Genomic DNA, 25,049 nt, shown 5'->3' with positions numbered 1-25,049 from the left:
TCAACCTGGACATCCCGTGCTACAATCTCAATTGTTAACCACAACTGCAAATCAAGGTTAACATTTAGGAGGCTTTTTGACAATGTCGAATTCATCAACATCATCACCCGCTTCATCCGAAGCTGCAGGCGCAGCTGTTACTCGCCGTTCAAATTCCTGGATCCGCGGAATCGTCTACATCGCCTTATTCGGCGCGCTATTCATCGCCGGCAGCTTCGTCAAGATCAATCTTGGCTTCACGCCGGTTCCGATTTCTCTGCAGCAATTCGCCATCATGCTAGCCGGAGGCTTGCTCGGCGCCGCTTACGGATTTTGGAGCATTTTCCTTGTCGTCGCCTTAACCGCCATCGGCTTGCCGCTAATGAACGGCTCCGGCGGGATCGCTCAGATCACCGGTCCTACCGGCGGATTTATCTGGATGTTCCCGATCTCGGCCTTCCTGGTCGGTTGGGCAACCGACCGGATTTACGGCACCGCGCGCAAAATCAGCCGCTCGCGCCAAGCTCTGCTGCTCGTCTCGGTGTTTGTTTTCGGTTCGTTGATCGTGTACATAACCGGCGTCCCTTGGCTCGCGCATGTCGTAGACAGCGAGAAGTACGACACGTTTGGGGGAGCGCTGCGCGCCGGCATGTTCCCTTATTTGCCGGGAGACGCCATTAAAGCCGTCGCGGCCACCCTCGTTATTGTCGCGCTTCGTCCCGTCTTGCCGCTTGTGCGCCCTTCCGGCAAAACCAAACGCTGATTCCAGCAAGAACTCCCTTCGCCGCGCGTGACGGGAGTTCATTTCCTTTTCCTCTCGGGACGATCATACAAACAGGCATCTCTTTCCTCGCATACAGTGGAAGGATTCATTTAGTTTTTTTGTCCTGAAGGAGAGTGCCCTATCTTATGGCAAGCGGTCGACTCGATTTATTTATCGCCAAGCTGCCTCTTCATACCGTCGTACTTACCTTGAATTGCTCGGAGAAGGCCTCCGATCTGCTGTCGATTCCCCGCAATACGAAGCTGACGTTAAAACGGGGCGGCATCAAGCAGCAAATTCAACTGCAATTTCTAGAAGGTCGGGAATGCTTCGCCGACTTCATGGAGATGAACTACGCGCTTGCTCGCCGATTTCGGCTTACCGCTCTGCGCAGATACACGCTTGATTACAATCCGAACGATCAGTCATTAACGATCAACCCCGCTCCTCTCAGCGAGACGGTCGCCTTGATCGCTTCCGGACCGATCGCCGCTGGCAGCTTGTCCGTCGGATACGAGCTGTTGTCCAGGCTCGGCATTCCCGAGCGTCAGGGCTCCATCATCAAAGTCCGCAGCGGCAAGCACCTCGTCAAGCTTCATCTGCATGTTCCGGCCAATCTGTCGGACGACCGGCTCCGTCTGTCTTCACAATGGCTGCAGAGGTGGAAGCTCGCTCCGAACCAGAACCACATGCTGCAATTCGATCAGCGTACTTTCACGCTGAGCATCGCCTCCGCTTCAAGCATCGGTCGTTGACCGCCCAGTATAGTCGTAAATAACGGGGCTCGAAACAACATCGGTCGAAGCCCCTGAACAAACAAATGGCGGCACAAGGATTTCCCTAATGCCGCCAATTTCATCAACCTATTTTTATCGCGCCGTTAGATGCCAATCAAGCCATCTGACCCTGTCGCCCTGCGATCAATCGCACTGTTCCGGCGCTTCCGCAGGTTTCGCCGCTTCCACGTCGATTTTCTCCGACACGGTATCGCGAATAATCGAGATAATCGACTGAAGCATATAGTTAACGTCCACCTGACTCTGCTGGAACTGCTGCACGATAGGTATGCCGTCCAACTCGTCCTGAAGCACGCTGATTTCCGCTTCGATCTTCTCGACCATCGCCGGATTTTTGAACGTATTCTGGAACGCCACGAGTTCCTTTTGCTTTTTCTTGATTTGGACAATCAGTCCCTGAACCCGTTCATGCGATTGAATCCGTTTCTCCGCTTGCTGGTAGACGTTAACTTCTTCCGCCGTCGTAATCAGATTGGCCAACTCGCGGGCTCTGTTCAAAATATCCTCGCGAAGAATCAGCTCCCGATTGTCAAACGACGGCATGGAGCAAGCCCCTCCGTGGTGATCGTGGTCGTGGTCATGGTCGTGACCGTGTGCATGTGCTGACATATCCTTCTTCCTCCCGGCTTTCGTCTCATCTCTCGCTTAAGTCTCGTTTAAACCTCGGTTTATCCCGCTTGGCTTGGCATCGCAGGTTCCGCTACAACTTCCGCTTTTAAGTACCAAGTCTGCGCATACGTAATTTTCACTTGGACAAACTGTCCGATCCATTCCTTATTCCCTTCAAAATGAATCAGCTTGTTCGAGCGGCTGCGACCGGACAACACGTTCGCCTTGTTCTTGCTTTCTCCCTCTACAAGCACCTCGATCACCTGGCCGACAAGAGATCGATGATGCTCAAGCGACAGCTCTCCGATAACCTCGTTCAGGCGGGCAAGCCGCTTCTGCTTTGCCTCGTAAGGCACGTTGTCGAGCATATCGAACGCCGGAGTCCCTTCGCGCGGCGAGTAAATATACGTAAAGGCCGACGTGATTCCCGCCTCACGCACAAGAGACAGCGTCTCCTCGAACTGCTCTTCCGTCTCTCCCGGGAACCCGACAATAATGTCGGTCGTCAGTACCGCATTCGGAATGTTCTGCCGAATCCGCAACGCCAGATCCAGAAAACGCTCTCTCGTATACTTGCGGCTCATCCGCTTGAGTACCTCCGTGCTTCCGGACTGCATCGGCAGATGAATATGCTCCACCAGATTGCCGCCTTTGGCCAGCACTTCGATCAAGTGATCGTCGAAGTCGCGCGGATGCGAAGTCGTGAACCGAATACGGGGAATATCGATTTTGCGAATATCGTCCATCAAATCCCCGAACCGATAATCCCGTTCCTCAAAATCTTTGCCATAGGCGTTGACGTTCTGCCCCAGCAGCGTAATTTCCTTAAAGCCCTGGCGTGCCAGGTCGCGCACCTCGGCGATGACATCCTCGGGCAGCCGGCTCCGCTCTTTCCCCCGCGTATACGGCACGATGCAGTACGTACAGAACTTGTCGCAGCCGTACATAATGTTGACCCAGGCGCGCAGCCCTTCGGTCCGCTTCTTCGGCAGGTTTTCGATGATGTCGCCTTCCTTGGACCAGACGTCGATCACCATCTCCTTACCGAAGTGAGCCTCCTGCAGCAGATGCGGCAGACGATGAATATTATGCGTGCCGAAAATCAGATCCACATGCGAATGCTTCTGCATCAGCCGATTCACGACCGACGCTTCCTGCGACATGCAGCCGCACACGCCGAGAATCAGCTCGGGACGTTGCTGCTTCAGCACCTTCAAATGTCCGAGCTCGCCGAACACCTTATCCTCCGCATTCTCCCGTACCGCGCACGTATTAAGCAGAATGACATCGGCGTCCATCCGCTCCTCCGTCGGCTCGTAGCCCATCTCCTCGAACAAGCCGCGCATCACTTCCGTGTCGTGCTCGTTCATCTGACAGCCGTACGTATAGATCAAATATTTTCTCCCGAGACCCAGCGTCTTCAGCTCGTCCGGCACGGCGTTCTCGTAAAGAACTTTGACCTCTTCCTTGCCACGCTGCTTCTCCTGCCTGTAGTCCGGTTCGGAGACGATATGAATATCCCGTCCGTTCAGACGGATCGTTCGGCCGCTGGCATCTTCGGAAATGACTTTGGCGCCGGAGAAGTCAAAGTACTTGCTGTAATCTTTGGCTTGATCTGCCGACTTCGGCTTGTTGGAGGCCTCCTGCGTCATGAGCGTTCCCACTTCCTTTAGTAAAGGTGATTCAAAAAGTCCGCCGAACCTCTGAACTCACCATATAATCGATTCCGCATTTGAAGACGTAATGAAATGAAAGCATCAATAAAAAATTATAGCACAATGCATCACTTGAATCCATGCACTTGCGAGAAGACCTTCTCCCTGAACGAAACAAGGGGAAGGTCTTCCGCTAGGCTATTCCGCTTTCACCGGCTTCAAAGTCGATTAGTCCACGATTTCCCCGAAATCGCCGGTATTCACGCCTGCCGCGTTGCCCTCGTCGGTATCGATATGCATGTCCAGCGCGAAGCTATCCGAGACGCGGGCCACCACCTGCTCGAACACAACGCCCCTCTCTCCGCCGACTCGCACTTTCAGAAGCTGCTTATCGCCAATGCCCCAACGTTCCGCATCCGACGTATGAAAATGAATATGGCGCGCGGCCACGATCACGCCGTGATCGACGGTTACTTCGCCTGCCGGCCCTACGATGCGAATGCCCGGGGTGTTCTCGATGTTGCCGGACTCCCGTACAGGCGGGTTTAAGCCGAGCGAGAAAGCGTCGGTGCGAGACACTTCCAGCTGCGTCGCTTTGCGGGCCGGTCCAAGAATGCGCACTTTAGGAAAAGAGCCCTTCGGCCCGAATACGGCAACCGTTTCATTCGCGGCGAATTGTCCTGGCTGCGACAGCGGCTTGAACTCCGTCAGCTTTGCTCCAGCTCCGAACAATACCTCCACATGCTCCTGGGACAAATGAATATGACGCGCCGATACGCCTACGGGTACTTTTTTGCTCTCCGCTTCGCTCATGAACAACCAACCTTTCTCACAAACTAGGATATAACCCCAGTATAACGCAAGAAACGCGCGGGACAAACCCGCGCGCCTCTTCCGAGCGGCCCAAAACGGGCCTTATTTGAATTCCGCCAACAATTTGTCAAAGTCTTCGTGCGACAGGGTCAAATCCTGCTTCGCCAGCGCCTCCGTACCGAACCCGACCGCCAAATCCTCGTACGACTTGCGTTCCTTGTTCTGGTAGATCAGACCGGTCAGCATGCCGTGCGTTTCCATGATCTTGTTCATTGCGGCAACCCGATTGGACGGATCGTAGTCCGGGAACTGGTCGAGATTGACGATGTTCTCCTTGAACCAGTCGTAAGTATTGATCTTATTGAAGGTGACGCAAGGGCTAAACACGTTGATCAACGAAAACCCTTTATGGGCAAGTCCTTGCTCAATCAAGGAAGTGAGCTGCTTCAGATCGCTTGAGAACGACTGGGCGACAAACGTCGCGCCGGCCGACAGCGCAATCTCCAGCGGCGACAGCGTCGTCTCAATCGAGCCTTCCGGCGTCGACTTCGTCTTAAAGCCCTCGGCGCTGCGCGGAGAGGTCTGGCCCTTCGTCAAGCCGTAAATTTGGTTGTCCATGACGATGTACGTAATGTCCAGGTTGCGGCGGATCGCATGTACCGTGTGACCCATGCCGATCGCGAAGCCGTCTCCGTCGCCTCCGGAGGCGATGACCGTCAACTCGCGGTTCGCCAGCTTAACGCCTTGAGCGATCGGCAGCGCGCGTCCATGAATACCGTGCAATCCATAAGCGTTAATATATCCGGAAATTCGACCCGAACAGCCGATTCCCGAGATGACCGCAAGCTGTTCCGGCTCCAGGCCGACATTCGCCGCAGCGCGCTGGATCGCGGCTTGAACGGAGAAGTCTCCGCAGCCCGGGCACCAGTTCGGCTTCACATTGTTGCGAAATTCTTTAAATGTGGCCATCTTAAATCAGCTCCTTGCACGCTTTGTGGATTTCCGAAGGCAGGAACGGCGTTCCGTCGTACTTCAGCATATTGCGGATTTTATCGTGATAGCCGAGATTCAGCTTAATCAGATTGGCAAGCTGCCCAGTCGCGTTGTTTTCCAGAACGACAATCTGCTTCGCCGCATCGAGATGAGGCTTAAGCTGCTCGCTCGGGAACGGATGCATCTGGCGCACCATCATCTGATTCGTCGTAATGCCCTCCGCCGCCATACGGGAACGAGCTTCCTCGACCGTTCCGCCCGTCGATCCCATCGAGACGATAAGCAGTTCGGGATTCGCATGAGCGGCATCGACCTTCACCGCGTCCGTGATGCGCAAATTTGCGATTTTGCCAAGACGTTTGTCCATCATTTTCTCACGGTTATGCGCGTTCTCCGATGGCCGCCCCTCCTGATCGTGCTCGACGCCAGTGACGTGGTGAAGTCCATGCTTGGCTCCCGGAAGCACGCGAGGAGAAATACCGTCCTCCGTAAACTCGTACCGTTTGAACAGACGGTTATCTTCATTAGGCGGCAGTTCCTCGGCGACGAGCTTGCCGCGCTTGATGGCAATTCTCTCGTAGTCAAGCCGCTCGGACGTCTGCTTGCCGAGCGAGAGCTGCAAATCCGTCGCGACAATGACGGGAATCTGATACTCTTCAGACAGGTTAAAAGCTTCGATCATATCGTAGAAGCATTCCTCAATCGTGCTCGGAGCGACGACAAGCTTTGGAATTTCCCCGTGCGTGCCGTTGATCAGAGCATTGATGTCGGATTGCTCCTGCTTCGTCGGCAGACCTGTGGAAGGACCGCCGCGCTGCGTATCGACGATTACGAGCGGCGTCTCCGTCATTCCGGCCAGGCCGATCGCCTCCATCATCAGCGACAATCCCGGACCCGCAGAAGCCGTCATCGTGCGAACGCCCGCATAGTTAGCGCCGATCGCCATCGTCACCGCAGCGATTTCGTCCTCCGTCTGCACGACCGTTCCGCCGAACTTCGGCAGCTTTTTGATCAAATATTCCATAATTTCGGACGCCGGAGTAATCGGATATGCCGACATCAGGCGGCAGCCTCCCGCGATCGAGCCGAGCGCCAGCGCCTCGTTGCCGATCATGAACAGCTTGATCTTGCCGTCCGCGTCCTCCAGCTTGAATTCGTCAAGCGGACCTCCCGCCTGCTCCAAAATAAACTCGGCTCCGCGCCGCACCGCCTCCACGTTTTTCTCCACGACGGCCGGCCCTTTGCGTCCGAATTCTTCTTCCACCGCTTTATTAAATACTTCCATGGGCAGGCCGAGCAGCCCCCAGGATGCCCCGGAAGCAACCATATTCTTCATGAGAGAAGTGCCCAACTCTTCTGCGATAGCCGTAATCGGAACTGCGAACAGACGCGCTTGCACGCCTTCCGGAATCGTTGGAGAGAACTTCGCATCCGCGACCACGACGCCGCCGGGACGAAGCTCGCCCGCGTTCAGATCGATCGTCTCTTGGTCGAAGGCAACCAAAATGTCCAAATCGTCGGATATCGCCCGAATCGGCTTTGTGCTGATCCGAATTTTGTTGTTCGTGTGTCCGCCCTTGATCCGCGAGGAAAAATGCCGGTACCCGTAAAGGTAGTAACCCAGACGGTTGAGGGCAGTAGAGAAGATCCGGTCTGTGCTTTCCACGCCTTCCCCTTGCTGGCCGCCAATTTTCCATGACAGTTGACTGATCACAGTGCCCATCTCCTCTTAATCTCTGGTTCGTCCAATTTCGACAGATTTACCCAATGATATTTTATTACCCGTATAAATCTTATGTTTTACGAACGTAAAATGCAAGACATATTCGCTCAGCCGACACATAACAGTTTGCGATGAAAACGTTCCCAAATAGAGAACGTTTTACCTCGAACAGTTCAATTAGGTAGATTTGTTGTCAAATACCGGATGGCATTGTCCTCCAAAATGCCGCGCACAAAGGTTTCCGGGTAACGTTTCAGCATCGCTTCTATCAGATCCGGGTAACAGCCGGGATGCTCAAGTCCCTGAACATAGCTGGAAATGCCGTCAAAATCCGAACCCAACGCCACATGCTGTTCGCCGCCCAATGCGCACATATGATCGATATGGCGAAGAACGTCCTCAATTCGAGCCGGATCAGTCTTCGCAGCAAACCACGGCACAAAGGTGATGCCGATAAGCCCATCCGCGGCAATAAGCGCCCGAATCTGCTCGTCGGTCAAATTCCGCGGATGATCTACGATCGACCGGGCATTCGAGTGCGAAGCCAGGAATGGACGGGTTGCGCGCTCGGCCAACTCCCAGAAGCCGCGGTCGGAAAGATGGGACACATCTAATAGGATACCCAGATTTTCACATTCCGTAATCAGTTGCCTGCCTGCTTTCGTAAACCCGCCTCCTCGCGGCTCCAACGCTCCGTCGCAAGCCCAGTTCGCGCCGTTCCAGGTCGGTCCGAGCAACCGCAGCCCCAGCCTGTGAAGCAGCCGCAGCATCCACATCTTGCCCTGCAAAGCCCCGACTCCTTCCAAGGAAAACAACGCGCCGATCCGCCCCTGCTGACCGGCCTCCGCCAGATCGGCTGCGCTACGTATCAACTTAAAGCCTTGCTTCGCGAGAACGTCGCTCCAAAACAGCTCCGCTCCGTGGAATAGCGCTTCCGGATTTTGCAGTTCCTCCGGCAGGAACAAGGGAAAAACTTGCACGGAGACGCCCGCCTGCCGCAGCCTTCCCGGAGTCGCATCGAACGGCGTCTGCTCCCCTGGCTTCGGGTCTTTCCACTCTATACCGGGGTTCTCAAGCAGCTTGCACAGGACATCGGCGTGCAAATCCACGATTCTCATTTGTCGTTCCTCCCCAACCCGTCATTGTCCGTACATGCCGTACGTGCACAAAAAAACCTGTCGCATCGATCATGCTCCGCCTCGGCGCTTCCGCCGAATCGCTCGCATCATCAAACAACAGGTCAACAGCTTCTCGTCGGCGGATTATCTCGGCTCTACGATCAGCTTAATCGCCGTCCGGTCTTCTCCGTCGATCACAATATCCGTGAATGCCGGGATGCAGATCAGGTCCACTCCGCTCGGCGCCACGAATCCTCGGGCGATCGCTACCGCTTTGACCGCCTGGTTAAGCGCTCCGGCACCGATCGCTTGCAGTTCGGCAGCGCCTCGCTCGCGAAGTACGCCCGCCAGTGCGCCTGCTACGGAATTTGGATTGGACTTTGCGGAAACCTTTAATACTTCCATGACCAGTACCTCCTCTTATGACAACCCGCCTATCGGCTCATCGGTTGCATCGGGAATTCATCGGAAATCGAAGGATGGGCCCACTAAGGCATACTTATTCGTTAACCCTTTCAATAATTCCTTCTTTTCCCGCACGGTACGATCATGAAATCGCCTAAGCGGCTCTCGTCGGTTAAACGGCGATCCAGGAATCCTCGTCCACGCTAATATTTTGCACCTTAACCGCTTTGCCGGTCGCTTCGTCGATATCCACGAATACGCCGTTCAGCGTCCATTTTCCTTCGGCCACCGTAAAGCGGCCCGGCATGCCGGTAATAAAGCGACGCAGCACCGTTTCCTTCTCCATGCCAAGCACGCCGTCGCGAGGTCCGGTCATACCGGCGTCGGTCAAATAGGCGGTTCCTTCGGGCAAAATTCTCGCATCGTTCGTCTGAACATGCGTATGCGTGCCGACGACAAGAGATGCGTAGCCGTCCAGATGCCAGCCCATCGCAATTTTCTCGCTCGTCGCCTCCGCGTGAAAATCGACCAGCACGCACTTCGTTTGGCGGCGAAGAGCTTCGATCTCCTCGTCCGCGGTTCGAAACGGGCATTCCGCTGGCGGCAGGAACGTTCGGCCGATCAAATTCACAATGCCAAGCTCCTTGCTTCCGACCTTAACGATCATGCTTCCGCGCCCTGGCGTACCCGGCGGCAAATTAGCCGGCCGAACGATGCGCGGCTCATCGTCGATAAACTCGAAAATATCGCGATTATCCCATGTGTGGTTGCCCATCGTGATGCCATGTACACCCCACTCGTACAGCTCTCGCGCGATCGCCGTGTTGATGCCCCGTCCGCCCGCCGCGTTTTCCCCGTTGGCAATGATGATATGCGGTTGATACTTGTCTTTAATCCATGGCAGCAGCCGTTTGACTGTATCTCTGCCTACATTGCCGACGATATCACCGATAAATACGACCTTCATTTCTTTCACACTCTCTTTCCGTAACTCCGTATAAAAAGGGAAAAAGCGGCTGCGTGTTGTCGCAGCCACTTCTCCGCCTTCCCTGCATTTCGCGCCTTATTTGGCGTATTCGACCGCACGGGTCTCGCGAATGACCGTAACTTTAATGTGCCCCGGATAATCCAGTTCACCCTCGATCTTCTTCGTAATATCCCGAGCGAGACGGAACGCCTCCGTATCGTCGATTTTCTCCGGCTGCACCATTACGCGAACCTCGCGTCCGGCTTGAATCGCGTAAGACTTCTCGACGCCTTCGAAAGACTCCGAGATCGCCTCCAGCTTCTCCAGCCGGCGAATGTAAGTTTCCAACGTTTCGCGACGGGCTCCCGGGCGGGCTGCGCTAAGCGCATCCGCGGCTCCTACGAGCATCGCGATAACCGAAGTCGCTTCCTCGTCGCCGTGGTGAGACGCGATACTGTTAATGACTACAGGATGTTCCTTGTATTTCTTGCCCAACTCCACGCCGATCTCGACATGCGAGCCTTCCACTTCGTGGTCGAGCGCTTTGCCGATATCATGAAGCAATCCCGCGCGCTTGGCAAGCGTGATGTCCTCTCCCAGCTCCCCGGCCATCAAACCGGTCAAATAGGCGACTTCCATCGAATGCTTCAACACGTTCTGTCCATAGCTCGTCCGGAACTTCAAGCGGCCGAGAATTTTGATCAAATCCGGATGCAAACCGTGAACGCCCACTTCGAACGTCGCTTGTTCGCCATACTCCCGAATCCGTTCGTCCACTTCCTTGCGGGACTTCTCAACCATTTCCTCGATGCGGGCCGGGTGAATCCGCCCGTCCGCAACCAGCTTCTCTAGCGCAGTTCTGGCGATCTCCCGACGAATCGGGTCAAAGCCCGACAGGATAACCGCTTCCGGCGTATCGTCGATAATCAGATCGATACCGGTCAACGTTTCCAGGGCGCGAATATTGCGGCCTTCCCGACCGATAATTCGTCCCTTCATCTCTTCGTTCGGCAGGGCGACGACGGATACCGTCGTCTCCGCCACATGATCCGCGGCACAGCGCTGGATCGCGAGCGAGATGACGTCGCGTGCTTTCTTGTCGCCTTCTTCCTTCGCCTGCTGCTCGATTTCCTTGATCATCTGCGCGGTCTCGTGGCGCACTTCCTGCTCCACGCTCGACAGAATGAGCTGCTTGGCATCTTCCATCGTCAGATTGGATATCCGCTCCAACTCGGCAATTTGCTGCTTATGCAGCGCTTCGATCTGGTCTTGAATCTCTTCGACTCGCTTCTCTTTGTTGGCGACTTGCTCCTCTTTGCGCTCCAACGCTTCGAGCTTGCGATCCAGCGACTCTTCCTTCTGCAACAGCCGCCTTTCAAGACGTTGAATTTCGTTGCGGCGCTCGCGAATGTCGCGTTCCGCTTCGTTACGGAGTTTGTGCACCTCGTCTTTGGCTTCCAGCACCGTTTCCTTGCGTACCGCTTCCGCTTCTTTTTTAGCCGCTTCCACGATCTGTACCGCAGCCGCTTCGGCGCTGGAGATTTTGGCTTCCGCAATGGATTTGCGTACGACATAACCGATCCCAAAGCAAAGGACGCCAACAACGAGAACGATCAAGATCCAGATCCATGGCTCCATCATGGTCTTTCACCTCCTCGTTGCATCACCAAGGCAACCGCTTGGGGATACTTATTCAATTGATTTCCGGTTTCCAAACCGTCTAAATACGTGTGAACAAAGCAAAAAGTGTCGTAAAAACGCGCTCCGAATCGCTTCTTGGAAGGAAAAAGCGGCCGGAGTGGGAAGATGGAATACAAAATCATTTTATCTTTTGCGAAAATGGATTGTCAAGCAACGTCCGAATGCAAATACACATTTGTTACAACTTGGCCCCTTCGGGGTCCCTTATTGTTCCAGATCGTAATCCTCATAAAAATCATCTTCATCCATTCCGTCCGACCGCGCCTCGCCAGCCTCCGCCGCCGCTTGCTGCGCCGCCATCCTCGCAAGACTGTTCGGAAAGCCCCTTCGAAGCAGCATCCCCATCAGTTTCATCTGGCGTTCCCGGTCATTTCCTTTGGTCGACGGCCATCGCTTGCGGGCCAGTGCCAGCGCGGCTTCCCGCTCTACATCGCCATCCAGCTCGCCAATCGCTTGCTCCACATCTTGACGATCGACGCCCCGCTGCAGAAGCTCCTGCCGAATCAGCATCCGCCCTTTTCGCTGCCCGACCGCTCGCTGCTCCGTAAACCTTTTAGCGTAGGCCGAGTCATCCAGCATTTTCATCTTCCTCAGACGCTCTGCGCACGCCTCTGCGACCTCCGCTGCATACCCTTTCCGCTTTAATGCCATCATCAACTCCGCAGTCGTGCGCGCCTTCCTCTCCAGCATGAGCAGAGCAGCTCTGTAAGCCTCCTCCTTCTGCTCGTCCTGCCTGAGCACCTCCACCTCTTCCGCCGTCAGCCTACGCCCCCTCAGCAGTCGTCGGCTCACCAGCGTATCCTCGTGTATGGTAAGCACCGTTTCTTCATGCAAGGAGCGGGCTGTCGATTCATGCCCAGTAGCTGCGCTTCCTTCGGAATGGACCAAATCCGCCTTCTTCGCACGCTTCGCAGTCTGCGCCCCGACAATTAGCGCATCGACCTCCGAGTTCCAATCCCCATATCTTTCGTCGGCATCCGCATTTTCGTGCGCAGTTTCTCCAAAGTTATCTTCCGTTTCCAGTCCCGGTTCCGTGCCAAAATCGAGCTTAAGCGTTACACGGTACATATGAGGTTTCTTCGGGTGCGCCTCTACACCCGTCACGACCGCTCCTGCAATTGGCAGGTCTATGTGCTTGTCCTTATCCATCGGTTGCCCCTCCCTCCAAACGCAAAGGGCGGCATCCAATGTGCCGCCCTCGGTTATATTCGATTAACCCGCTTTCTCATCTTACTGCTCTTCCGCAAATTCCTCATCATCTTCGTCTTCGTCGGCGGAGAACGAAGTTGCGGATTGGTTGACCACAGCCGCCGGACTAAGCAACAGATCACGAATCTGCTTTTCGATTTTGTCGGAAATTTCCACATTATCCTTCAAATACTGCTTCGCATTCTCGCGGCCCTGACCCAAACGTTCGCTATTATAGGAGAACCAAGCGCCGCTCTTCTGAATGATTTCCTGCTCGGTCCCGATGTCGACGATGCTGCCGACCTTGGAGATCCCTTCGCCGTACATGATGTCCACTTCCGCCTGCTTAAACGGAGGAGCCACCTTGTTTTTCACGACCTTGATCTTTGTCCGGTTGCCCACTACGTCGTTGCCTTGCTTGATTGCCTCTACGCGACGCACGTCAAGACGTACGCTCGCATAGAACTTCAGCGCCCGTCCGCCCGGAGTAACCTCCGGATTCCCGAACATAACGCCAACCTTCTCGCGCAACTGGTTAATGAAGATTGCCAGACACTTCGACTTGCTGATGGCCCCGGACAGCTTCCGCATTGCCTGAGACATCAAACGCGCCTGCAAGCCGACGAACGAATCGCCCATGTCTCCTTCAATTTCCGCTTTCGGAACGAGTGCAGCTACCGAGTCCACGACAATAATGTCAACCGCGCCGCTACGTACGAGAGCTTCCGCGATTTCCAGCGCTTGCTCCCCCGTATCCGGCTGAGACAGCAGCAACTCGTCGATGTTGACGCCCAAATTTCTCGCGTACGTAGGATCGAGCGCATGCTCGGCATCGATAAATGCCGCCGTGCCGCCCGCACGCTGAACTTCCGCAATGGCGTGCAGCGTCACCGTCGTTTTACCCGATGATTCCGGACCGTACACTTCTATAATCCGCCCGCGCGGATAACCGCCGATGCCGAGTGCGATATCGAGCGCCAGCACACCGCTGGATACTGACTCTACCGCACGCTGAGCACTTTCTCCCAATTTCATAACAGAACCTTTACCGAATTGCTTCTCGATTTGGCGCAAAGCCATGTCTAATGCGGCGCGACGATCCGACAACACACCCACATCCTTATCTCTTTTGATAGTTTTATCATACCGCTTTTCTATTCGTTTGCCAAGCTTTTTAAGAACATTTGTTCGATAAATTTGCAAAAAAGAACCGCAGCAAAGTAATCTTCGCTACGGTTCTTCCGCAACTTTCTAGTAAACTTTAACATACCGGACCGAAGATTGACAACCCTCGACAAAAATCTGTCACAATTTTTCCCGCCGTTCCGGTAAGTCAGGTAACTCTGGTGGGTCAGGTAGCTCCGGCAACTCGCGCAAGTATCCCGTCTTCATCAGCTTATGGCCATTATCCCCGCGGCTCAGATAAGGATACCATTCTCCGTACCTCTCTCTTCTGCCCGCCGGCAAAAGTAACAAGCTTGGACTGACACCCTCGCCTGAAACTAAGCAACGGAACACATATACCCTTTCTGAACGAACGGGATATTGACGAAAGAGGCTGCAACTCGACAGCCTGCCTCGACCACGGTCATCCTGACCGAACGGGATAATGACCATAAGGCGCCTAAAACACGTCTAACATTCCCCATACACACAGCCATCCTGACCGAACGGGATAATGACCATAAGGCGCCTAAAACACGTCTACCACGCCCCATAACACAGCCATCCTGACCGAACGGGATAATGGCCATAAGACGCCTAAAATACGACTACCGCGCCCCACACACGGTCATCCTGACCGAGAGGGATAATGGCCAAAAGAGGCGTAATTAACGCCCCCCCTTACCCGCCTGCATTCCCAACTCAGCCGCCCAGCAACTTAATCTCGCCGTTGTCCTGACAGAGACTGCCACAGCATATATAGAGCACGTTTCGTCGCCCGAAGTCGAATGCCCTCCCGATCGCCGGACAGCTGCAGCTTCTCCACCCGAGTTTCGCGCCCGCGCTCGGCCAAGCCGACGTAAACAAGACCAACCGGCTTATCCTCTGCGGCAGCCGGCCCCGCATTACCTGTCACGGACAGCGCAAAGTCCGTATCGAGGGCCGACCGCGCGCCTTCCGCCATCGCCAAAGCCGTCTCGGCGCTAATCGCTCCGGGAGCGCCATCTCCCTCCAGCAGTTCCCGAGATACGCCGAGCTGCCTCATTTTCACCTCGTTGCTGTACGAAACGATGCCCCCTCGGTACACCACAGCGCTTCCTGGAACCGTCGTGACCAACTCCGACACCATACCGCCGGTACAGCTTTCCGCAAGCGCCAGCGTCCTCTGCTGCGCCGTCAGCAGCCTCACCACGGCCGCTTCGATCGGCACGTCCTCCTCAGCGAACAAATAGGCCTCCGTGCGATCACGGATCTTCACAAGCGTCGGCTCCAGCTTAAGCGCAGCCTCCTCAATGCTCGCCGCTTTCGTCGACACGCGAACCGCGACCTCTCCTTCCTTGGCGTAAGGAGCGATCGTAGGGTCCTGCTGCGCCTCAATCAGATCAAGCAGCAGATCCTCCAGCATCGACTCGCCGATTCCCGCAAATTTCAACATAACGGAATGCAGCGAATACGCCGGTCCTAATTGCTCGCGCAGCCACGCAGAGCCGTCGTTGTCGAACATCGGCTTCATCTCTCGCGGCGGGCCCGGCAGCAGCAAATAAAACGTTCCGTCCGCGTTAAGGGCGTTGCCGACCGCCAAGCCCGTATCATTGCGCAGAGGCGTGGCCCCTTCGACCAGCAGCGCCTGGCGCCGGTTGCTTTCGATAAAGGCGCCTCCCCTGCCCGCGAACATTTTCATAATCTTGTCCATCGTCGGTTCGTGCAGCTCGATTCCTCTGCCCAAATATTCGGCAAGCGCGTCCCTGGTCAAGTCGTCCTGAGTCGGCCCCAAACCGCCCGTGAACACGAGCAGGTCCGCTCTACCGCGCGCAATGCCGATTGCTTCTATCAACCGCCGTTTATTGTCGCCTACCACGGTCTGGTAATAAACATCAATGCCCAGCTCTGCCAAACCTCGCGACAGATACTGGGCGTTTGTGTTTACGATTTGACCGAGAAGCAGCTCCGTACCTACGGCAATAATCTCTGCTCTCATAAAACCGCACCTCATGCAATCCGGGGCGAATCCCGATACGTAGACGAACTCGAAGGCCGCCTCGCTCAGTCCGAGACCGGAATCAAATTTTTGTTTTTCAGGAAGTAATCGATGCCCGAATAGACGGTAATCAGCACGGCTGCCCACACGACAACAAGGTCGATGCGAAGATCGATGAAGTTAAACGGAAAATTGTTAAGCAGCAGCACGATAATCATCGTAATCTGGATCGCCGTCTTCCATTTGCCCCATTTGCTTGCGGCCAGCACAGCCCCTTCCAGCAGCGCGACCTGCCTGAGACCGGTTACCGCCCATTCCCGGCTAATAATGATGATCGCCACCCAAGCGCCGAGCTTCTCCATCTCTACAAGGGCGATCAAGACGGCGGCCATCAGCAGCTTGTCTGCGAGCGGATCGAGCAGCTTGCCGAGATTAGTTACGATTTTGCGCTTCCGCGCGATATAACCGTCTAAGCCGTCGGTGCTAGCTGCGATAATGAACAGCAGCAAAGCGCACACCTGATTGTACGAAATCGAATATTCGCCGATCGTGAGCGATCCCAGGTCCAGCTTAACCAACAGGAAAATCGTGACGATCGGCACGAGAAAGATTCTGGCAAGCGTGATCCGATTCGCGAGATTCACGCGATTCCCTCCCCTGACAAATCGTACTCGTATGCATGCGTAATCCGCACCTTGCTCATTTGCCCAATCTCCACAGGGCAGTTCGTAATGAACACTTCCCCATCCACTTCCGGCGCGTCGTATTGGCTGCGGCCGATGTATACATCGCTGCGACCGTCGTAACGCTCAACCAACACGTCCATCGTCCGGCCGACATATTTCGCAGCGTTCTCCTTGGCAACCTCTCGTTGAATTTCCATCAACGTATTGGCGCGGAATTGCTTCACCTCGTCCGGCACCTGGTTCGGCAGCCGGTTCGCCGGAGTATCCTCTTCCTGAGAATACGTGAACACGCCCAGCCGGTCGAACTTGATCTCGCGCACAAACTCGCACAGCCGCTCGAATTCCTCCTCCGTCTCTCCGGGGAAGCCGACAATCATCGATGTGCGCAGCGCCACATCCGGAATTCGGGAGCGAATTTTACCGACCAATTCGCGTACGTCGCGCTGACGGCCAGGCCGGCGCATTCTTTTCAGAATCGCATCCTCGCTGTGCTGCAGAGGCATGTCGATATAGTCGCACACCTTAGGGTTGGCGGCGATCGTCTCGATCAACTCGTCCGTGAAAAAGCCCGGATAGGCATAATGCAAGCGCACCCACTCGATGCCCGGCACTTCGCTTACCCGATTGAGCAGCTCTGGCAACCTGAAGCCTTCGTACAGATCGGTCCCATAATTCGTAGAGTCCTGTGCAATCAGGCTGACTTCCTTAACGCCCTGCTTTGCAAGATTGTCTACCTCGGCCAAAATCGATTCGATCGAGCGGCTGCGGAATTTCCCCCGCATAATCGGAATGCTGCAGAACGTGCAAGCGTTGTCGCAGCCTTCGGCAATTTTGACGAATGCCGTATGACGCGCCGTGCTCAAAATTCGCGGCATCGCTTCTTCGTAGTTGAACACGGGGTTGCCGACATAGACCGGCTTCGCTCCCCGAAGCGCTTCATCGATAATATCGTTGATCCGGAAGAAATCGCCCGTTCCGACGATTCCGTCAATCTCCGGCATCTCATCCATCAGTTCCTTCTTGTAACGCTGCGTTAAGCAGCCCGACACGATGAGCGCCTTAAGGCGAGCCGTCTCTTTCAACTCTGCCAAATTCAAAATCGTATTTACCGACTCTTCCTTAGCCGCGTCGATAAACCCGCACGTATTTACGATAACGACTGTCGCATCCTCAGGCTTCTCTACCAGCTTAAAGCCTCTTTGGTGGACGAGTCCCGACATAATCTCGGAGTCGACCAAATTTTTCTCGCAACCCAGCGTGACGACACTGACCTTCTCTACCATCGATGACTTCCCCCAAACGTACGTCCGTTGTGATATCCACAACAGTATAAACGAACCCGTTGAACGGTGTCAAAAACAGACGCAGTTAACGATAATTCGTAAATTGCAACTCCAACGGCAATCCCGCTCCTTTAAGCAGCGCCATGACCGATTGCAAGTCATCCTTGCTTTTGCCCGTAATTCTGAGCTGTTCGCCTTGGATTTGGCTTTTGATCTTTAATTTGGAGTCGCGAATCAATATATTGATCTTCTTCGCGTTCTCCTGGTCGATTCCCTGCCTGAGCTTGATTACCTGACGCACCGTGCCTCCGGAAGCCGGTTCAATCTTGCCGTAATCCAGATTAAGAATAGGCACGCCGCGCTTGATCATTTTCGATTGCAGAATATCCACGACGCTCTGCAGCTTAAAATCGCTATCCGACACCACGATCAATTGATCGTTCTCCAGCTTGATGTCGCTCTTGCTTCCTTTAAAATCGAAACGAGTTTCAATTTCTTTCAAAGCTTGCTGAACCGCGTTGTTCATTTCCTGCATATCCACTTTCGATACGACGTCAAACGAGTATTCCGATGCCATCTGATCCTCTTCCTCTCATCATCTATTGCCCATTTATAGCTTTATTATATCATGATTGCTCACTAGGATTAAAACAAAAAGCCCTCCGCAGAAGGCTTTTGCTTCTAATCGTTTCCTTGCGTTCCGGCCGTCGAGCCCTCGACAGGCGTAAAAATATACTTCGTCGAGCCTGCGGCATTACCGTCGTCGAACGTTGCATCGTCCACATAGAACGTCACCAAATCCGTCCGTCCTACGTTGACGTAGAGCGGCGTCGTCAAGTCGAAATTCAGCGGTTCCGTCCCGGTTACGTTTTCGGAAAACAGCTTTTTCCCGTTTCGATCGTTCTCCCGCACTTCAATCCATGCCCGTCCGGTAACCTCCAGTCTAAGCTGCCGTCCCGCTCCCGATGTAACGTCATAATAATTGATGCTTCCGACCTTCTTCACAAAAGTCAGTGCGACCGGATCGGCCGAAGGCGTCAAAGACGGAGTTGAAGAAGGCGTAACGCTCGTCGTCTCGGAAGGCAAGCTTGGAGTGGTCGTTTCCGTCGAAATCGGAGGATTGGAGTTGAGTTCCGGCGTATCCGGCTCTTTATTGTTGGTCCAATACACATAAATAACGGCGGCGATCAAGATTGGAAAAGCCCACATCAAGATCGAGACCGCGACTTTGCCCCATCGATCGTTATGCTGCACGCTTCGGCGTCTCGGCTTGATCATCGGCTCGGGAATCACCGTCTCCGACGATGGCGGCTGCGGCAGCTCCTTTTGATAAAGGCGAAGCACCTCTTCGGCATCCAGCCCCACCGTCTCAGCGTACGTTTTCACGAATGCACGGACGTAAAAAGAACCCGGGAGCACTTTGTATTCGCCCGTTTCAATCGCTTCCAAATATCTTTTGCGGATTTTCGTGTACTCCTGAATATCGTCCAGCGAGTATCCGCGCTGCTCTCGCGCTTTGCGCAGCAAAGCGCCCAAATCGGACATGCGTCTCACCTCCCGGCATCATCATATACTCTAGAAATCGTCGCCTAACCCGGCGGTTGTAAACTTCTCGTATGTAATCTCTTCGTCCGGCGTATTGCGCAGCTCCACGATACAGTCGAACACGTCGTAATCGAATTGGGACTCCCTAACAAAAATGTCCGGGTGCTCGATGACCTTCGTCGACGGCATCGCCATAATCTCCTGCAGCAGCGTATAATGCTTCTCGTTCGAACGGATCGTGCTCACGATTCCATCAATAATAAAGACGTTGTTCGGGTTCATCTCATCTTCGGACAGTTGGCTTCTAACCGTCTGTCTGAGCAACGTCGATGAAACAAATGCCCAGCGTTTGTTCGCGCACACGCTGCCCGCGATGATCGATTCCGTCTTGCCGACCCGCGGCATGCCCCTGAGCCCGATTGTCTGATTGCCGTCTTTTTTGAAAATCTCTCCGAGAAAATCGACCAAAAGTCCCAGCTCGTCTCTGGTGAAACGAAACGTCTTCTTATCGTCCGAATCGCGCTCGATATAACGGCCGTGACGCACCGCCAATATGTCGGTCAGCTTGGGCTCGCGAAGCTTGTTGACGGTAATGTTATCGACCTTGCGAAGCATCTTGCCCAGCAACTCGATCTTCTCATCGTCATCGGTTTGCAGAAGCATCCCTCGCGTCCGATCCTCTACGCCGTTAATCGTTATGATGTTGACTTCCAGCATCCCAAGCAATGAAGCGATATCGCCTAGCAACCCCGGGCGATTTTTATGAATTTTGTATTCCATGTACCATTGTTTGGGTTCCATCTTACACCTCATTATAAATTACGGAAAATAATGCTGAATATAGCAATCTTCGGCGACGGATGTTCCTGTTCGTCCGCCCTTCTCCCTTATTCTACAACGCTCCTCAATATCCTGCAAAATAAAACCGATTATTAATCCAAAAGTCCTATAAAATTCGAAAAAACGATAAAAGCCCGTATGGACAGAAAAGCCTCCACACGGAGGCTTTCCCGAGCTATGGCTCGGCTTAAGTGCTGCTGTCGGCGAGTTTCACCATCATCCGGGCCATCGTCTTGCGCTCGGTTTCGTCGCCTACATCCCAAAGCTCCTTCAGAATCCGCTGCTCGTCGTTTTTCGGATCGACCTTCTGATCCAAAAACTCGCCGATTTCATATGCCAGCTTGGAGATGGCATCCTCGCTGATTCCAAGCTTCTTGGCCGCCTCCACGCGATCGCCCAAAAACTTCTTCCATGCATCGAAATTACTGAGTACGGTTGACATTGAGCAGCCTCCTTGCGGGGTTGGAATAAAATCGCCCAATGGTAATGTACCCGCAATTCGGGGGTTTCATGCGTTCTGCTGTCCCGTTCACCATTTCGGCAAACCGTTCCGACAGACGCTTACATACGCCAGCCGCCGTTCAGTCCTAACGTCTGTCCAGTGACGTATCCGGCTTCCTCCGATACGAGATAACGTACCAGCTGCGCCACTTCTTCCGGAGCACCTAATCTGCCTGCCGGGATTTCCTCGCACAGCGCCCGCTTGTCCTCGGGATCGAGCGCAGCCAGCATATCCGTCTCGATCGCGCCCGGGCTGACGGCATTAACCGTCACCCCGGCCGAAGCCCACTCCCGGGCCAGCGATTTTGCCAGCGCGTTTAGCCCGCCTTTGGTTGCAGCGTACACCGCCTCGCCGGCAGCGCCGCTCTCGCCCCAGATGCTCGAGAGCAGCACGAGTCTTCCCCATCTGGCCCATCTCATCGATGGTCCGAAATGACGGGCAAGGTCGTATGCGCTTCTTAAATTCACGCTCATTAGATCGTCCCAGACCTGCTGCTCCGTATCGTCAAGCAACCCGTAATGAGCCAGGCCAGCGCAGTGTACAACGACATTCGGCTTCCAGCCCAGACCGTCCAGTCGCTCCTTTAGCTCTGCGACCGCCGCGCTTGAACGCAAGTCTGCTTGCAGAACCGCAGCTTGGACGCCGAAGCTGCGGCACTGCGCAGCCACCTCTTCCGCAGCGCCCGCAGCCGCGTGGTACTGCAGAGCGACGTCTGCGCCCTCCGCCGCCAATTGCCGGACAATCGCGGCGCCAATGCCGCGAGAGGCGCCCGTCACAAGGGCAATACGCTTCAAGTCGTACCGCTTTGTACGACGGAGACGGCGCGCCGTTCGGAACGGGCGTGCTCCTTGGCGCGTTCGTTAATTTCGTCCAACGTCAGGCTCTCGTACGTCTCGACGACCGTAAACAGATCACCGCCCCGATGGCGGTATCGGGTAAATTCACCGGCGATCGCTTCCGGGCTGTTCATCATCCTCAGGAACGCCCCGATCTTCTTGCGGCGCGCACGCTCGAAAATTTCCTCAGCGATTCCCTCGTTAGCTGCCGCATACAACGCATCGCTGACGCGCTTCACCATTTCGTCGGGATCGCGCGTCTCGCCTCCGATCATCGAAAACGCATAGCCCGGTCCCGTATTGTACTCGTGACCGAACCCGTCGGAAATTAGATTTTCGTCATACAGCTGCTGGTACAGCGCCGTACTCGAGCCGAGCACCGCCTCCAGCATCAGCTTGGTGGCAAGCTCGCGACGCATCGCCTCGTTGCTGTCGTGAGGCTCATCCTTGAATCCAAATAAGCATTTCGGCAGCGAGACGGGCAGTTGCAGCTCTTTCCGTTCCTGCTTCACCTGCAGTGGCTCCGACTCGAAATGACGCTTGATCTCCCCGCCGGGAGGGAACGTTTTGCCGGCCTGATCCTTCTTGACGCGAGCCAGCGTCTCTTCCGGATCGACCCCGCCGACGACAAAGAGCGTCATGTTCGACGGATGATAAAACGTATTGTAGCAATCGTACAGCATTTCCTTCGTAATCGAGCGGACGGAATCGGCCGTTCCCGCGATATCGATATGCACCGGATGACGATTATACATCGCCTCGATCAACCCGAAGTAAACGCGCCAATCCGGATTGTCCTTGTACATATCGATCTCCTGCACGATAATGCCTTTTTCCTTTTCCACGTTCTCGTCCGTAAAATAAGGATTTTGCACGAAGTGCAGCAAGGTGTCCAAATTCGCTTCTACCTCGCCGGTCGCCGTAAACAGATACGCCGTCCGGTCGAAGCTCGTGTACGCGTTAGCTGAAGCGCCCTGTGAAGCGAATCGGGTGAAAATGTCTCCCTCAGGCTCTTCGAACATCTTATGCTCGAGAAAGTGCGCTATGCCGTCCGGCACCTTAATCGTCTCGCCGTCAGGACGCGTAAAATGATTATCTACCGAGCCGTACTTCGTCGTAAATATCGCGTACGTCTTTGTAAAGCCAGGCTTAGGCAGCACGAACACTTCCAAGCCGTTATCCAGCTTCTCGTGCCACAGCGTCTCCTGCAGCTTCGGATAAGCTTGCTTTGCCATGCTCACCCCTCCTCCTTCCGGTCGCGCAGGAAGTAGATCGTGTCGAGCGCAACGCCTTGAGCTGCTTCCGTCGCCATCTGCGGCGTTACCGCCATAATCTCCGCGATAAAGCTTTCTCCCGTACGATTGGCGCCTGAAATCACGTTGCTGAAATCGAAAGCGATTCTCTCGAACGCCGAGTCCTGTATTTCCCGCAGTTGACCTACGATCATGGCTTGCGTCCGTTTCAGATCCTCTTCCGCAAAGTCGCCTCTTTTCATCGCTTCAAGCTGCTCCTTAATGATCTGCACCGCTTTCTCATAGTTGGCGATTTCGATGCCGGATTGCAGCGTCATAATGCCTTTATGGCCGTCCAGCCTTGAAGAGGCATAATAAGCGAGACTTGCTTTCTCCCGCACGTTCACGAACAGCTTCGAATGCGGAAATCCGCCCAGCAGCCCGTTGTAGACGAGCAGCGAAGCGTACTGATCGCTGCCGTACGTCGCCCCGACGCGCAACCCCATATTCAGCTTGCCCTGCCCGACATCCAGCCGCTCGACGATTGTCTGTACATCCGAACGAGCCTCTCTGAGCTCGGGTTTGGCATAAGCCGAAGGCTCTCCCGCCGGAAGCCGGAATGCTTTCTCGGCCAGAGCCTGCACCTCCTCCAGCGTCGTATCGCCCGATACGTACAAATCAAAGGAAGCCTCCTGAAGCCAGCTTTGATAAGCCTCGTATAGCTTGGCGGCATCGTAATGGGCCAACTGTTCTTTTTTTCCCAAAGCCAGCAACCGGAACGGTTCGTCCTTGCACATCTCCTCGACGCAGCGTTCTGCCGCGTAACGGATTTTATCGTTGATAATCGCGTCGATTCGTTTGGCGACCGTCGTTTTCTCCGCTTCTACGTACTTCGCTTTGAAGTGCCCCTCCTCCTGAGCCGGCGCGGTCAACACTTCGCCAAGAAAAGCCATTGCCTCCCCGAGCAGCGACTCGGAAGACGATACGAAGCGATCATTGATCATGTCCAGTCTGAACTGAACGATCTGATGGTCGCCTCTCTTGTACAGATCGAAGCCGAAACCGGCCCCGTACAGATCGTCCAACCGTTCCCGAAAGGAAATCGTCTCCGGATAAGAGCGCGTTCCGCGTCTAAGCACGAAAGGAGTCAGAGCGACGGAAGTGACGCGGTCTTCCGACAGGGGAACGCCCGCGAACAACGACAATGCGAACGTTTTAAAACGTTTCGTGGGCAGCACATGCAGCCGCAGTCGCCCCAACAAGCCTCTTTGGAACTGTTCGGACATCATCTCATGCTCCTTTAAACGACATAATTTCAACTCGCTGCAAACCGCAGCTTTCCAGCCCCATTCTACCTGATTGGACGAACAGGAAGCAAATTCCTATTCCGCGCCGCCGAAAAAACAACAACCAACCGCGTCGCTGCGGGCGCCGGTTGGTTGCCATAAACAAATCGTTGCGACGACGGCGGCTATCTGCAGAAAATATGCTTGCCGATCGTCTTGTATTGCGGACGCGACCAGATCCACTTGGAAGTCGCCGTTACGGGATTAAAGTAATACAGGCAGCCGTCGCTAGGATCCCACCCGCTAATCGCGTCCTTAACCGCCTTGAAGGCTTTTTCGTTAGGTTCCAGATAAATCTGTCCGTCGGCTACGGCCGTGAACGCTCCCGGCTGGAAAATAACGCCGGAGGCCGTATTCGGAAACTCCGACGACTTGACGCGGTTCAGAATAACCGCGGCTACCGCAACCTGTCCTTCATAGGGCTCGCCGCGCGCTTCTCCGTATACCGCATTGGCCATCAGCTTCATGTCCTTCTCGGTCAAGCCCAAATTGTTCGAAGCGGGAAGGTTGTTGTTGCCCCCCGAGGAGCCTCCTCCGCCGCCGGTTCCTCCTTGGCCGCCTGTCGCTCCTTGCGGCGCTTCTTCGGCGGTCGGCTTCCAATCCTTCGTCGCCTGCCACAGCTTCAGCTTTGTTTTCGCTCCGACAACTCCATCCGACTTCATGCCGAACTTCCACTGGAACCAGGTAACCGCATTTTTCGTTTTCGGTCCGAAATCCCCGTCGACTTTGCCGTTATAGTAGCCAAGAGCCTTCAATCGCCCCTGCAGCTCGTAAATATCCTTGCCAGAGGAGCCTTGCTTCAAAATCGCATTGCTGAACGTTTCTTTCGTTTGGGTGTGTTGCTGCAATGTATATAACCCCAGCAAGCCGAATACGACGCATACGGTTACGATCACGAGACGATAACTCACCTAAGGTCACGCCTT

The 25,049-nt window shown here is 54.8% G+C and carries 24 protein-coding genes; 2 read left to right on the top strand and 22 right to left on the bottom strand.

Annotation, left to right across the window (positions count from 1 at the left end; genetic code table 11):
* Positions 1-82: 82 nt before the first annotated feature.
* Both DFP98_RS05770 and DFP98_RS05765 read left to right on the top strand, forming a co-directional pair.
* Entirely contained in the window at positions 83-742 is a 660-nt protein-coding gene (locus DFP98_RS05770; RefSeq protein WP_116059596.1) for a biotin transporter BioY, read from the top strand.
* Between the two features lie 146 nt (positions 743-888).
* A complete protein-coding gene (locus DFP98_RS05765; RefSeq protein ID WP_116059595.1) occupies positions 889-1,497 on the top strand; it encodes a hypothetical protein in 609 nt (202 codons plus the stop codon).
* 165 nt (positions 1,498-1,662) lie between these two features.
* On the opposite strand, the gene DFP98_RS05760 is transcribed toward DFP98_RS05765, so the two are convergent.
* From DFP98_RS05760 to sleB, 22 genes are all read right to left on the bottom strand, one after another.
* Positions 1,663-2,148: a YlbF/YmcA family competence regulator gene (locus DFP98_RS05760; RefSeq protein WP_116059594.1), complete on the bottom strand. Its 486-nt coding sequence runs from the start codon at positions 2,146-2,148 to the stop codon at positions 1,663-1,665.
* A gap of 59 nt (positions 2,149-2,207) precedes the next feature.
* Positions 2,208-3,800, bottom strand: a complete 1,593-nt coding sequence (miaB, locus tag DFP98_RS05755) for a tRNA (N6-isopentenyl adenosine(37)-C2)-methylthiotransferase MiaB (protein WP_116059593.1) — start codon at positions 3,798-3,800, stop codon at positions 2,208-2,210.
* A gap of 231 nt (positions 3,801-4,031) precedes the next feature.
* On the bottom strand, positions 4,032-4,616 hold the full coding sequence (locus DFP98_RS05750; RefSeq protein WP_116059725.1) for a phosphate propanoyltransferase: 585 nt from the start codon (positions 4,614-4,616) through the stop codon (positions 4,032-4,034).
* Positions 4,617-4,718: 102 nt separating this feature from the next.
* Positions 4,719-5,585 carry a 2-oxoacid:ferredoxin oxidoreductase subunit beta gene (locus DFP98_RS05745; protein WP_116059592.1) on the bottom strand — a complete coding sequence of 289 codons (867 nt, stop codon included), beginning with the start codon at positions 5,583-5,585 and terminating at the stop codon, positions 4,719-4,721.
* A 1-nt stretch (position 5,586) separates the two neighbouring features.
* On the bottom strand, positions 5,587-7,323 hold the full coding sequence (locus tag DFP98_RS05740) for a 2-oxoacid:acceptor oxidoreductase subunit alpha (protein WP_116059591.1): 1,737 nt from the start codon (positions 7,321-7,323) through the stop codon (positions 5,587-5,589).
* 182 nt (positions 7,324-7,505) lie between these two features.
* Positions 7,506-8,450 carry a dipeptidase gene (locus DFP98_RS05735; protein WP_116059590.1) on the bottom strand — a complete coding sequence of 315 codons (945 nt, stop codon included), beginning with the start codon at positions 8,448-8,450 and terminating at the stop codon, positions 7,506-7,508.
* A gap of 144 nt (positions 8,451-8,594) precedes the next feature.
* Complete coding sequence (gene spoVS / locus DFP98_RS05730) at positions 8,595-8,855, bottom strand: stage V sporulation protein SpoVS (RefSeq protein WP_027084382.1); 261 nt, start codon at positions 8,853-8,855, stop codon at positions 8,595-8,597.
* A gap of 172 nt (positions 8,856-9,027) precedes the next feature.
* The gene (locus tag DFP98_RS05725; protein WP_181917500.1) at positions 9,028-9,822 is read right to left on the bottom strand and encodes a TIGR00282 family metallophosphoesterase; all 795 of its coding nucleotides are present in this window, start codon (positions 9,820-9,822) and stop codon (positions 9,028-9,030) included.
* Positions 9,823-9,918: 96 nt separating this feature from the next.
* Entirely contained in the window at positions 9,919-11,460 is a 1,542-nt protein-coding gene (gene rny, locus DFP98_RS05720; RefSeq protein ID WP_116059723.1) for a ribonuclease Y, read from the bottom strand.
* A 267-nt stretch (positions 11,461-11,727) separates the two neighbouring features.
* The gene (locus tag DFP98_RS05715; protein ID WP_116059589.1) at positions 11,728-12,672 is read right to left on the bottom strand and encodes a regulatory protein RecX; all 945 of its coding nucleotides are present in this window, start codon (positions 12,670-12,672) and stop codon (positions 11,728-11,730) included.
* Positions 12,673-12,753: 81 nt separating this feature from the next.
* Complete coding sequence (gene recA, locus DFP98_RS05710) at positions 12,754-13,818, bottom strand: recombinase RecA (protein ID WP_116059588.1); 1,065 nt, start codon at positions 13,816-13,818, stop codon at positions 12,754-12,756.
* A gap of 775 nt (positions 13,819-14,593) precedes the next feature.
* Positions 14,594-15,853, bottom strand: coding sequence for a competence/damage-inducible protein A (locus DFP98_RS05705; RefSeq protein WP_116059587.1), 1,260 nt, complete (start codon positions 15,851-15,853; stop codon positions 14,594-14,596).
* 65 nt (positions 15,854-15,918) lie between these two features.
* Complete coding sequence (pgsA, locus tag DFP98_RS05700) at positions 15,919-16,497, bottom strand: CDP-diacylglycerol--glycerol-3-phosphate 3-phosphatidyltransferase (RefSeq protein WP_116059586.1); 579 nt, start codon at positions 16,495-16,497, stop codon at positions 15,919-15,921.
* Positions 16,494-17,822 (bottom strand): 30S ribosomal protein S12 methylthiotransferase RimO, encoded by a 1,329-nt coding sequence (rimO, locus tag DFP98_RS05695; protein WP_116059585.1) that lies wholly within the window; start codon positions 17,820-17,822, stop codon positions 16,494-16,496. The genes pgsA and rimO overlap by 4 nt, the downstream gene beginning before the upstream one ends.
* Positions 17,823-17,907: 85 nt before the next feature.
* A complete protein-coding gene (locus DFP98_RS05690; RefSeq protein ID WP_116059584.1) occupies positions 17,908-18,399 on the bottom strand; it encodes a YajQ family cyclic di-GMP-binding protein in 492 nt (163 codons plus the stop codon).
* Between the two features lie 104 nt (positions 18,400-18,503).
* A complete protein-coding gene (locus DFP98_RS05685) occupies positions 18,504-19,367 on the bottom strand; it encodes a RodZ domain-containing protein (protein WP_116059583.1) in 864 nt (287 codons plus the stop codon).
* 30 nt (positions 19,368-19,397) lie between these two features.
* Positions 19,398-20,168: a DUF3388 domain-containing protein gene (locus DFP98_RS05680; RefSeq protein WP_116059582.1), complete on the bottom strand. Its 771-nt coding sequence runs from the start codon at positions 20,166-20,168 to the stop codon at positions 19,398-19,400.
* Between the two features lie 226 nt (positions 20,169-20,394).
* Complete coding sequence (locus DFP98_RS05675; protein WP_116059581.1) at positions 20,395-20,649, bottom strand: DUF3243 domain-containing protein; 255 nt, start codon at positions 20,647-20,649, stop codon at positions 20,395-20,397.
* Positions 20,650-20,768: 119 nt separating this feature from the next.
* Positions 20,769-21,503, bottom strand: coding sequence for an elongation factor P 5-aminopentanone reductase (gene ymfI, locus DFP98_RS05670; protein ID WP_116059580.1), 735 nt, complete (start codon positions 21,501-21,503; stop codon positions 20,769-20,771).
* Complete coding sequence (yfmH, locus tag DFP98_RS05665; protein WP_116059579.1) at positions 21,500-22,780, bottom strand: EF-P 5-aminopentanol modification-associated protein YfmH; 1,281 nt, start codon at positions 22,778-22,780, stop codon at positions 21,500-21,502. Before yfmH ends, ymfI begins: the two co-directional genes overlap by 4 nt.
* Before the next feature lie 2 nt (positions 22,781-22,782).
* The gene (gene yfmF, locus DFP98_RS05660) at positions 22,783-24,066 is read right to left on the bottom strand and encodes an EF-P 5-aminopentanol modification-associated protein YfmF (RefSeq protein WP_116059578.1); all 1,284 of its coding nucleotides are present in this window, start codon (positions 24,064-24,066) and stop codon (positions 22,783-22,785) included.
* A gap of 182 nt (positions 24,067-24,248) precedes the next feature.
* Positions 24,249-25,034 (bottom strand): spore cortex-lytic enzyme, encoded by a 786-nt coding sequence (sleB, locus tag DFP98_RS05655; protein ID WP_116059577.1) that lies wholly within the window; start codon positions 25,032-25,034, stop codon positions 24,249-24,251.
* Positions 25,035-25,049: the final 15 nt, after the last annotated feature.

Origin of the sequence: Cohnella phaseoli (assembly GCF_003386235.1) — a bacterium.
Classification (GTDB): Bacteria; Bacillota; Bacilli; order Paenibacillales; family Paenibacillaceae; genus Cohnella; species Cohnella phaseoli.
The sequence above is the reverse complement of the archived record's forward strand: the minus strand, read 5'-3'. Positions and strand labels throughout refer to the sequence as shown.

Bases quoted from the DNA above. Each gene is read 5' to 3' on its own strand.
- DFP98_RS05770 (WP_116059596.1), top strand. From the start codon at position 83: ATGTCGAATTCATCAACATCATCACCCGCTTCATCCGAAGCTGCAGGC.
- DFP98_RS05735 (WP_116059590.1), bottom strand. From the start codon at position 8,450: ATGAGAATCGTGGATTTGCACGCCGATGTCCTGTGCAAGCTGCTTGAG.
- DFP98_RS05675 (WP_116059581.1), bottom strand. From the start codon at position 20,649: ATGTCAACCGTACTCAGTAATTTCGATGCATGGAAGAAGTTTTTGGGC.
- DFP98_RS05715 (WP_116059589.1), bottom strand. From the start codon at position 12,672: ATGGATAAGGACAAGCACATAGACCTGCCAATTGCAGGAGCGGTCGTG.
- DFP98_RS05680 (WP_116059582.1), bottom strand. From the start codon at position 20,168: ATGGAACCCAAACAATGGTACATGGAATACAAAATTCATAAAAATCGC.
- yfmH (WP_116059579.1), bottom strand. From the start codon at position 22,780: ATGGCAAAGCAAGCTTATCCGAAGCTGCAGGAGACGCTGTGGCACGAG.
- DFP98_RS05760 (WP_116059594.1), bottom strand. From the start codon at position 2,148: ATGTCAGCACATGCACACGGTCACGACCATGACCACGACCACGATCAC.
- DFP98_RS05745 (WP_116059592.1), bottom strand. From the start codon at position 5,585: ATGGCCACATTTAAAGAATTTCGCAACAATGTGAAGCCGAACTGGTGC.
- rimO (WP_116059585.1), bottom strand. From the start codon at position 17,822: ATGGTAGAGAAGGTCAGTGTCGTCACGCTGGGTTGCGAGAAAAATTTG.
- DFP98_RS05765 (WP_116059595.1), top strand. From the start codon at position 889: ATGGCAAGCGGTCGACTCGATTTATTTATCGCCAAGCTGCCTCTTCAT.
- miaB (WP_116059593.1), bottom strand. From the start codon at position 3,800: ATGACGCAGGAGGCCTCCAACAAGCCGAAGTCGGCAGATCAAGCCAAA.
- DFP98_RS05750 (WP_116059725.1), bottom strand. From the start codon at position 4,616: ATGAGCGAAGCGGAGAGCAAAAAAGTACCCGTAGGCGTATCGGCGCGT.
- yfmF (WP_116059578.1), bottom strand. From the start codon at position 24,066: ATGATGTCCGAACAGTTCCAAAGAGGCTTGTTGGGGCGACTGCGGCTG.
- DFP98_RS05705 (WP_116059587.1), bottom strand. From the start codon at position 15,853: ATGAGAGCAGAGATTATTGCCGTAGGTACGGAGCTGCTTCTCGGTCAA.
- DFP98_RS05685 (WP_116059583.1), bottom strand. From the start codon at position 19,367: ATGTCCGATTTGGGCGCTTTGCTGCGCAAAGCGCGAGAGCAGCGCGGA.
- DFP98_RS05690 (WP_116059584.1), bottom strand. From the start codon at position 18,399: ATGGCATCGGAATACTCGTTTGACGTCGTATCGAAAGTGGATATGCAG.
- DFP98_RS05725 (WP_181917500.1), bottom strand. From the start codon at position 9,822: ATGAAGGTCGTATTTATCGGTGATATCGTCGGCAATGTAGGCAGAGAT.
- rny (WP_116059723.1), bottom strand. From the start codon at position 11,460: ATGGAGCCATGGATCTGGATCTTGATCGTTCTCGTTGTTGGCGTCCTT.
- spoVS (WP_027084382.1), bottom strand. From the start codon at position 8,855: ATGGAAGTATTAAAGGTTTCCGCAAAGTCCAATCCAAATTCCGTAGCA.